9 protein-coding genes and 4 pseudogenes are annotated in these 8,169 nt (G+C 62.9%); 7 read left to right on the forward strand and 6 right to left on the reverse strand.

What is annotated here, in order from left to right:
* Positions 1-285: 285 nt before the first annotated feature.
* Positions 286-854: pseudogene (locus ACIP8W_RS31510) on the reverse strand (Uma2 family endonuclease).
* Between the two features lie 183 nt (positions 855-1,037).
* On the opposite strand from ACIP8W_RS31510, the pseudogene ACIP8W_RS31515 reads away from it, so the two are divergent.
* Positions 1,038-1,112 (forward strand): annotated as a pseudogene (locus ACIP8W_RS31515) (DUF255 domain-containing protein); the annotation flags it as partial.
* 8 nt (positions 1,113-1,120) lie between these two features.
* On the forward strand, positions 1,121-1,354 hold the full coding sequence (locus ACIP8W_RS31520) for a hypothetical protein (protein WP_401956222.1): 234 nt from the start codon (positions 1,121-1,123) through the stop codon (positions 1,352-1,354).
* A 229-nt stretch (positions 1,355-1,583) separates the two neighbouring features.
* Here the strand turns inward: ACIP8W_RS31520 and ACIP8W_RS31525 are convergent, their stop codons facing one another.
* From ACIP8W_RS31525 to ACIP8W_RS31535, 3 genes and pseudogenes are all read right to left on the reverse strand, one after another.
* Positions 1,584-1,748, reverse strand: coding sequence for a hypothetical protein (locus tag ACIP8W_RS31525; protein WP_402205820.1), 165 nt, complete (start codon positions 1,746-1,748; stop codon positions 1,584-1,586).
* Between the two features lie 133 nt (positions 1,749-1,881).
* Positions 1,882-2,274, reverse strand: a complete 393-nt coding sequence (locus tag ACIP8W_RS31530) for an FAD-dependent monooxygenase (protein WP_401956220.1) — start codon at positions 2,272-2,274, stop codon at positions 1,882-1,884.
* A gap of 133 nt (positions 2,275-2,407) precedes the next feature.
* A pseudogene (locus ACIP8W_RS31535) lies at positions 2,408-2,566 on the reverse strand (hypothetical protein); the annotation flags it as partial.
* Between the two features lie 450 nt (positions 2,567-3,016).
* On the opposite strand from ACIP8W_RS31535, the gene ACIP8W_RS31540 reads away from it, so the two are divergent.
* The 4 genes and pseudogenes from ACIP8W_RS31540 to ACIP8W_RS31555 all read left to right on the forward strand — a co-directional run bounded on the left by ACIP8W_RS31540 (position 3,017) and on the right by ACIP8W_RS31555 (position 5,935).
* Entirely contained in the window at positions 3,017-3,658 is a 642-nt protein-coding gene (locus ACIP8W_RS31540; protein ID WP_402205822.1) for a methyltransferase family protein, read from the forward strand.
* A gap of 67 nt (positions 3,659-3,725) precedes the next feature.
* Positions 3,726-3,875: pseudogene (locus ACIP8W_RS31545) on the forward strand (DUF255 domain-containing protein); the annotation flags it as partial.
* 311 nt (positions 3,876-4,186) lie between these two features.
* On the forward strand, positions 4,187-4,732 hold the full coding sequence (locus ACIP8W_RS31550) for a Uma2 family endonuclease (protein ID WP_401956199.1): 546 nt from the start codon (positions 4,187-4,189) through the stop codon (positions 4,730-4,732).
* A gap of 348 nt (positions 4,733-5,080) precedes the next feature.
* Complete coding sequence (locus tag ACIP8W_RS31555) at positions 5,081-5,935, forward strand: hypothetical protein (RefSeq protein ID WP_401956200.1); 855 nt, start codon at positions 5,081-5,083, stop codon at positions 5,933-5,935.
* A gap of 26 nt (positions 5,936-5,961) precedes the next feature.
* Here ACIP8W_RS31555 and ACIP8W_RS31560 read toward each other — a convergent pair whose 3' ends face one another.
* Both ACIP8W_RS31560 and ACIP8W_RS31565 read right to left on the reverse strand, forming a co-directional pair.
* Positions 5,962-6,816 (reverse strand): TIR domain-containing protein, encoded by an 855-nt coding sequence (locus ACIP8W_RS31560; protein ID WP_401956201.1) that lies wholly within the window; start codon positions 6,814-6,816, stop codon positions 5,962-5,964.
* A 57-nt stretch (positions 6,817-6,873) separates the two neighbouring features.
* Positions 6,874-7,482 (reverse strand): hypothetical protein, encoded by a 609-nt coding sequence (locus tag ACIP8W_RS31565; protein ID WP_401956202.1) that lies wholly within the window; start codon positions 7,480-7,482, stop codon positions 6,874-6,876.
* A gap of 516 nt (positions 7,483-7,998) precedes the next feature.
* Between ACIP8W_RS31565 and ACIP8W_RS31570 the strand changes: the two genes are divergently transcribed.
* On the forward strand, positions 7,999-8,169 hold a 171-nt coding region (locus ACIP8W_RS31570), incomplete at its 3' end, for a transposase (protein WP_402205825.1).

An 8,169-nucleotide genomic window follows, 5' to 3' on the forward strand; every position in this document is an offset into this window, starting at 1 on the left:
TCTCCGACGGCACCTCCCGGGCCCGGCGACACCACCCCCCAGGTCATGCCTTCGACAGGGGGCAAAAGTCATACCGGGCCCGGAGGCCAGCGGCCGTCTTGCAGGACCGCGAAAAACATAACGGGGCGAGCCTGCTTGGGCAACGATCCTTGTTCGCAGAGCGGATGGTGGCCGGCTAGGGGGAGCCGGCCGTAGCGAAAAGAGCCTCCGGGCGCTCTCGGGATTTCCGCTTTCCCTTGTGCCCGGTCATGTGTGCCCGGTTACGGAAATGATCTTCGAGCGATGTTAGACAGCTCCCAGATCCACGGTGACGGAGAAGGGCGCGGCGGCCTTGATCGCGCCGGTGAACATCTCGCCGTCTCTGTAGGCACTGGTGGCGGGGTCGAGAACGTAGGTGTAGATGAGGGGGGGACACCGGTGACGGCCTGTTCGACCCGCCAGTAGAAGGGGATGCCGGCCCTGGCGTACTGGTCCACCTTCACGATCCGGTCGGTGGTTTCCGAGCCGGGCGACACGACCTCGACGACCAGGAGGACGTGTTCGGGGCGGGTGGGTGTGAGGTCGATGGTCTCCGCCCGGTAGACGACGACGTCCGGACGGCGGTTGGTGAGGGGGACATCCTGAAGCCGGACATCGAAGTCCGTGTCGGCGTTCCAGTCCGGGCCTGCGGCGGAGTCCAGGGCATTGGCCAGGATCCGGGCCAGTCGGTTGCGCCGCTTGGACGCGCTCGGGCTCACGACGACCATCCCGTCCACGATCTCGATGCCGGCACACTGCTCCTCGGACCAGGAGTCGTACTGCTCCGCGCTGATCTGTGTGTGCATCCACGCGGGCGCCACCATCTCGGCGGTCAGGGTGTACCTCCTTCGGGGAGCCTCGACAATTCCAGCGCCGCTGGGCTCAGCCTACGGTCCTGTGATGTGGCTGTCGTCCACCACGTGATGGCGCATGAGTGCGGTTCAGCCGGGTGAGGCGGAGCCCGTGTGATCTCCTCGACAGGGTTGGGTGCCGTGAGAGGCTGGATCGCATGAAGCCGGTTGGCTGGTGTGACCTCGCTTTTTCTGCTTCAGCATGCTGAGAATCCCGTCGACTGGTGGCCTTGGGGAGCGGATCCCGCCACGTGCCAGTACCGCTCACTCCTGCGCGCAGCGCCTCCTCCGGCGCCCCCGTGGAGCGGATCCTGTACGAGGCCGACCACCGGCTGGCCGTACTCGGTCTCGACCGGGTGGCAACCCGCCTCCTCGCCCTCATCGACTCCGGTCCGGGCACCTGCGCACTGGCCGGGCGCGGGGCACCTTCCGCCACTGCTCCTGCGCCCCGACACCAGCGCCGACCTGCTACCCGGCGGCACTAGATGCGTCACCTTGCTCGCCACCCGTCTGCGGGCCGAGCAGCCAACCCTCGGGCTGCCCGGGACGCCACCACCCTGAGGTACGAGGGTGGACCGGCGTCGCCCGTCAGAGGCCGGTCCGTACCGTGGTGCTGTCCGGTGCCTCGGTCTGCTCGGCTGCCACGGTATTCCCCCTTGTGCGTGCGGGTCAGTTCTTGGCAGGAGCCTGGAGGCTCGCAGGCGCCCGGGATGTCTACTCGGCAGATCCGACCGCCATCAGATGGACATCGACGTCTGCCGGGTTGTGGGTGGCCAGGTCGACGTACCCGTTCGGGCGGATCAGGAACAGGCCCTCCCCGTAGGCTTCGCCGACCGCGCTGTTGTGCGCCCGGTGGATACCCGCCACGTCGCTGGGCACAGCGGGCGCTCGCGGCCGACGGCGAGCAGGGTGAAGCGCGGCCCACGGAAGACGAAGAGCCTGTCCCGCGTGTCGGGGGCACGGTCACCGGCCTGGACGGCGTACGCGGGGAGCGGGCCGCGGGCCTCGACGGTCAGTGGTCCCTTGCGGTAGCCGGTCTCAACTGGTTTGTCATCCGGCCACGTTGGTCGGCTTGGACGGCGCTGCCGACCTCGGGGGTGCGCCCGGTGCGGTAGAGCCTGGTGCTGAGGTCCAGGACGTCGGCGACCACGGTGGCCCGGAGGCCGACCTCGGCGCCCGTCATGGGGATGCCCGGAGCCTGCCGCACCACGCTGTGCCCGCCGTCGGCGGCGATCAGGTACTGAGCCGTGACCGTGAACGACGACCCGTCGGAGCGGACGAGTTCGGCCGTGACCTGATCCGATTCCCGCGCCAGCGCGACGAGTTCGATACCGAACTCGACACTGCCGCCGAGTTCTGCGAGTCGGTCGTGGAGGATCTGCTGGGTGCGCCACTGCGGAATCATCAGCACGTGCGGGTACGGGGCGAACGGGTCGTCGGCCCCCCCGCCCGGATCGCGCCGAGGGGGCGCCGGCCGGCTGGATCGCGCCGAGGTCGTCGAAGACCTCCGGGGTTCGAGGTTGCAGGCCCTTGCCCCGCGAGCCGGGGAACAGCCGGTCGGATTTCTCGACCAGCCGGGCCCGAACACCGTGCCGGGCAAGGTCGCAGGCGAGTGAGACCTGTCGGCCCGGCGCCGACGATGAGGACTGATCACTCCGTCGCGGTCGTGGTCGGCCAGCGACGTACAGCGTTCCCACATCCCGCCCCGCGCGGCAAGCAGTGCCTGCCCCTTCGGCGAGTCCACAGGCACGTCGTACGCGTCGAGAAATCGGTGACCCTCGGCAAGGTAATCGTCTCTGTCCACCGCTCCGTCACCGTCGGCGTCGAGCAGTGTGAAGAGAGACGTCGGCCTTGTCGTCCAACGGCGAGTCCTGACCCATGTCGCACGACTCCTTCTCCGTGGTAGTAACTGATCGAAAGCAGTAAGTGATCGAACCATCGGCGGGCGCGGGTGACGCCGACCGGAACATTCGGGAACAGAGCCCCGCCGGGCTCAGTGGGAGCAATAACCGGACGTGATCTTCGTAGCGTTCCGGACGGTGCCGCGTCGACCCCTCGGGCCGATCTCCACTCGTGTGGCGCGGGCCGACGTTCCACCCGTGGGCCTTGGGGGTGCGCTCCATGTCGGCCAGGAGCAGTCTTGGGTCATGGGCACTCTTCGATTGGCGCTCGGCGCTCTCATCGGTGTCTGCTTCCTGATCTTCGTCGTGGCGTGGATCGCGGGCGCTGTCCACTTCCGTGTGAAGAACCACCCCAGCCGGGCCGACCGGGAACGTGGCCTGCGACGTACGTTGCTGCTGGTCGTGGGCGTCTGCGCGGTGTCCGTGCTGATCAGGTACTTCCTGCGGTCCTTCTGGCGCCACCTCCAGTACTGGCAGCCCGAGCTGGCGCTCCTGGGCGCCGCGCTCGCCGTCGCCTCCACAGCTCTGCTGCTGTGGGCCCGCTGGCACCTGGGCACGATGTGGTCGAGCGCGCCCATGGTCCAGGAGCACCACGAACTGCGTACCGACGGCCCCTACGGGATCGTCCGGCACCCCATATACAGCGGCTTCCTCGGCCTGATCACCGGCGCCATGCTGGCCGACGGTTTCGGCGTCTGGATCGCGGTCCTGGTGGTCACCATCCCCTGGCTGCTGTACCGCGTCCACGTCGAGGACGGCCTGATGGCAGGCCGATTCGGCGCCGCCTACGACACCTACCGCGCCCGCGTCCCGGCGCTGATCCCCCGGCCCCGGACATCAGCCGCCCGCCCCGGTCACCACCATGCCCGGGGCAAGCGGCACACCTGACTGGCTCCGTACACGGACCGGCCCCGAGGGCTGCGCCGTACCGTACGGATCGTGCGACGATGCCGGTATGAATCGACTGGCCAACTCCCAGTCGCCCTATCTCCTCCAGCACGCCTCCAATCCTGTGGATTGGTGGCCATGGGGAGAGGAGGCGATGCAAGAGGCAAAGAGGCGCGACGTACCCATCCTTCTTTCGGTGGGATATTCGTCGTGCCACTTAGCCGACCGACCACTGGTGCCAGTGAACTCGCACAACTAGATAAGTCCTGACCTCGGATGTTTCCAGGGAGTATCGGCATGGATGCGTACGATGAGCGGCTGGGGGCGGGACATGGACGCCCGGGTCGAAGACCAGCTGGCTGCCTCGCCCGAGAGGGCGCCCGAGCAGTACGCTGGCATTCGCCAGCGCTTGGAGGGCACGCACCTGCTGCTGCTCACGAGTATGACGCCGCCCCGGTCGGCACTCTCGTAGTGGACCCCGTGCGGGATTGTGGCCCCATATCCTGAGGCGACAGGAAGGAGGCGTTGATGAGCGTCGACGCGGTCATGCACACCGAGTTCCCCGCTGGGTACGTGGTCTTCTTCGGTACCGACGGGAAGGTGGTCATGACTCCGCAGAGCTTCGAGCATTCCAGCACGATCAAGTCGATGCAGATCGACTCGCTCTCGCTCGGCCGGCACGCGAAGACCGCCTCCGACGTCTACCTGGACTTCCCGGCCGACGAGAACTCCGCCCCGGACTTCGCGATCCTGCGGGAGGACGCGCAGCGGCAGGGCAAGCGCTACGGCTTCGAGGACGTGCTGCTGATCGCCGAGGTAGTGTCGGTCTCCTCTGCGCGCAAGGACTACGACGACTGCACCGCGAAGTACGGCCGCTACGGCATCCCGGTCTATGTGGTGGTGGACCCGTACGCCGCAGAGGTTATCGTCCACACCCAGCCCACCGGCTCCGGCTACATCGCGGCGCACACCCACAAGTACGGCTCGGGCAAGCTGCCCATCGAGCTGGCTGACGGGCGGACCTACACCCTCGACCTGGACGAGCTGCCCCGACCCGAGGCAGACGCCCACTGACACACGGCACCGGCTCGTCCGTTCACCACCGTTTGGCAGAGCCCAACCCGATTCCCAGCCTTGCCTGACAGCTGTTGCAACATCGTCGACGCCGCACAAGTGAGTACGCAGTAGCGTCGCGTCTGCGGAACCCGATGCCCCGCAGCGTCACGAGATGGCCTCGCCCGTTCGAAAGAGGGGATATATCGGGGCAAGCTGCGTTTATCAGTCCAAAAGATGAATAGAAGCCTTCCCCGCTTTACTGCGCTCAACCTGTCTATTAGGGTCTATCATTGAAAATGATCGTGCAAAATCGATCGCTTCAGATCTTCGGTTACACTACGCCATCAAGGCCCGTATGGTCTTGGAATGCTCATCAATAGCGGGGTTCCAGAAGGCGCTCCCACTCCACGTCTCGTCCACGTCACTCCAGAGATCGCAGAGGGTTTGCTGTCGCGAGCCGTAGTCAATCGCCGCCTGGACTGGGGGCAAGTTGATTTCTTGGCTGATTCAATAATCCGTGGAGAATGGCAGCTGACGCACCAGGGAATTGCGCTTGATGGATCCCTTGAGACTGGATTCCTCCTGGACGGCCAGCACCGCTTGAACGCCATCATCAAGGCTGGCGTTCCAGTGTGGATTTACGTATTCGAAGGGCTTCCGGGAACTGCATTTCCTGTCCTCGACACAGGGAAGCGCCGGAGTGGCGTGGACACACTTTCTTCTACCGGAGAGAAGTATCTCCCCCTGCTTCACTCCACCATTCGTCACGTTCTCCTGTTCAAGAACATGCCAGACTCCTTGTGGAGCGGAAATAGAGCTCGAATCGCGAACGGTCGGATCCTGGCGGCATACAGCGAGGACAGTGACATGTACCGAGAGTCCGTAGTGACGGGCCGCAATATTTCCAAGCACGTATTCGCGAGCCAAACTGCAGTGGCAGTGGGCTATTTCGTCACGACCGAGGCAGCTCCCGCTGCGAAGGCTGTCAGCTGGATCGAAGGGCTAACCTCGGGCGCGAACCTCGAGTTAGGGGACCCACGGCTTGCCCTACTCAAGGTTCCGCATATGCAGAAGCGTGGCCTCAAACGGCGGTATTCCATGCGCGAGCAAGTGGCTATGTATATCAAGGCATGGAATGCATGGGTCCGGGAAGAAAAAATCGACAACCTACGTTTTAAGAGAACAGAGAAGATGCCAATCCCTGTAGAAGTGAAGTTTTGATTAGTGAATCCAAGTATTGCGCCACGCTAAGGAAAGTTGGGGCCGCTGCGGATTATTACATTACCCGACTCCCCCACCACAACCACAGGCCTGCCCAAAGACTTGGCTATCCGTTCGATAAAATCGCGTGACAGTGATACGCCACCGCCCCCCGGATGCTGTGCCGCGATGTTCACTCCAGCGCTTTCCCATGAGGATCTAGTCACCTGCCATCCTATCTTCGCAAATGACGATACGATGAACTCATCCTCGCTGATACGTCGACTGCGCGATAGCTTTTCCTCAACTTGATCAGACTTCCCTTCCATATCCGCTCGGCGATATTCTTGCTTTCGAATCAGTAAAAGGATCTCTTCCAGCATCTCCGCTGCAGACCGCTCGACCGAATGTCGCATGCCTCCTCTGTGGATATCTTGGAGGGCTCTTTCTAGTTCGGGCCAGCTCCGTGTAAATGCTCGCTCCAGGCGATCCTCTGCCACCACCCTTCCTGTTGACGCCTTGTTGATATCGCCGACGAGCTTCCTGACGTCATCCCGACTGCTCCCGACGGTTGCCTGGAACTGAGAGAGAGGGCCAGTTAGGTCTGCAATTTTCATGTCAATCAGAAATGGGACAACACGTGCAATTTCGAATTTCTTGGCTAATGCACCCGCCTCGAAATTGATCCACTTTGATGCTTCGTTCTCTGGAGTTATGCAGACGATCCCAAGGTCTGTTGCGGAAAGTTCATGAGTGATTTCCTTGATTCCTCTTCCTCCTTTGGCGATGTCCTGAGTTGAGACCCATGGATCAATTTCTTGGATAACATCTGGCAACCAAGATTTCAGGGACTCGGCGACTTGCTTTGAGCGCTCCCCGGACCAGCTCAGGAATACTTTCATGAACGATGCCTCTCGCTTTGCGGTCGTCGTGAAATTCTTACAGGTTCACTGATCGGGTTACCTCGAGTTCAGTAGATGTTCTTGTTCTGTTTTCAGGGCTGCGTACGACTCGCGCACGTACAACAGGAAACTACTTCCTGGATGGCGGATTAGCGTGGAATTGTTAAAACTGGCGGTGTCCCAGTCCGCCAACAGGGCATCGTACGATGCCGCATGGGCGCAGAAGTCAAGTACCACCGCTGGCATCTCTCTTTCGATAATAAGATCTCCGCGCACGGTGACGATGTCCCTTATCTGCTGAGCCCTCGGGGCGAAGACTGTCTCAACCCACATATGCCATCGCGTCGACATCGACTCCGACAGCGGGCTCTCCACCAGTTCTCCCGAATCGGGTGGAAAGTATGCTCTCCGATACTCTCTCCATGCTCGCTCATTGGTCTCCGCCAGAACAAGAAGTGGGCCGTATAGATCTTTGAGCTGGCTACCAACCCAGTCGATCCGCGCCCTCCTGAGAGACCTTCGAATTTCCCCTAGGTGATTCAACCAGTACGCGATGATCGCAATTGCGATACTGGCTCCGGCTGTCATAATTGGCGCGATTATTTCAACCTCCATAGTGTTGCTTCTCAAGATATCCAACTCTGACCCAGAGCAAACCTTCTCCATTAGTCATCCTTTAATATCTTTATTCCTTGGGGTGGCTGAGGTTGAGAGTGTGCTGGCTGCAGACGATAGCGAATCGCTCCGGGGCCGCTGTCGAGCGCTGAAACTTGGAAAGATGCGAGGAAAGAGCCGGACGCGGTCTGCCGACTTGGTCCCCGGCGGTTCTGGAAGGAGGCTGAGGCGGCTTGTCTTGGCGTGCTGAAGAGAGTGAGCTTGATTTGGCCTGACGGTCCGCCCGGACGGGCAGCAGTCCGTCTGGCTGGATGACCCCGACCACATGATCGGCTGCCCCTCCGGCAGGCCCGGGCTGTCACATTCCCTACGGCTGGCCGGGCCATCCTGACTTCCGTTTCCGGGGAAGGCGTGACGATTGCAGCGGGTTCCGCCCTGGCCCTCATGTCTCCGTGTCCGGTTGGCAGGGGCACCTGGGCGGGCGGGGCCATGGAGGGGCCTTGACCCCGGATCTTGGACACACGAGACACTGGATCCTGAGGATCTGAGGACGGACATCTCGTGGTCATGAAGAACTACCCGCCGCAGTTCAAGGCGGACGCGGTCGCGCTGTACGAGTCACGGCCCGAAGCGACGATACGGCCGGTAGCTGCCGATCTGGGGATCAATCCGGAGACGCTGCGAAACTGGGTCCGGGAAGCCGGCGCGAGCCGTCCCCGGGGCCGCCGGGCGCAGGCG

The sequence above is a fragment of the Streptomyces sp. NPDC088554 genome, assembly GCF_044752945.1.
Taxonomy (GTDB): domain Bacteria; phylum Actinomycetota; class Actinomycetes; order Streptomycetales; family Streptomycetaceae; genus Streptomyces.

Coding starts and splice junctions, on each gene's coding strand:
- ACIP8W_RS31540 (WP_402205822.1), top strand. CDS start 3,017: ATGGGCACTCTTCGATTGGCGCTCGGCGCTCTCATCGGTGTCTGCTTC.
- ACIP8W_RS31550 (WP_401956199.1), top strand. CDS start 4,187: ATGAGCGTCGACGCGGTCATGCACACCGAGTTCCCCGCTGGGTACGTG.
- ACIP8W_RS31555 (WP_401956200.1), top strand. CDS start 5,081: ATGCTCATCAATAGCGGGGTTCCAGAAGGCGCTCCCACTCCACGTCTC.
- ACIP8W_RS31560 (WP_401956201.1), bottom strand. CDS start 6,816: ATGAAAGTATTCCTGAGCTGGTCCGGGGAGCGCTCAAAGCAAGTCGCC.
- ACIP8W_RS31565 (WP_401956202.1), bottom strand. CDS start 7,482: ATGGAGAAGGTTTGCTCTGGGTCAGAGTTGGATATCTTGAGAAGCAAC.
- ACIP8W_RS31530 (WP_401956220.1), bottom strand. CDS start 2,274: ATGATTCCGCAGTGGCGCACCCAGCAGATCCTCCACGACCGACTCGCA.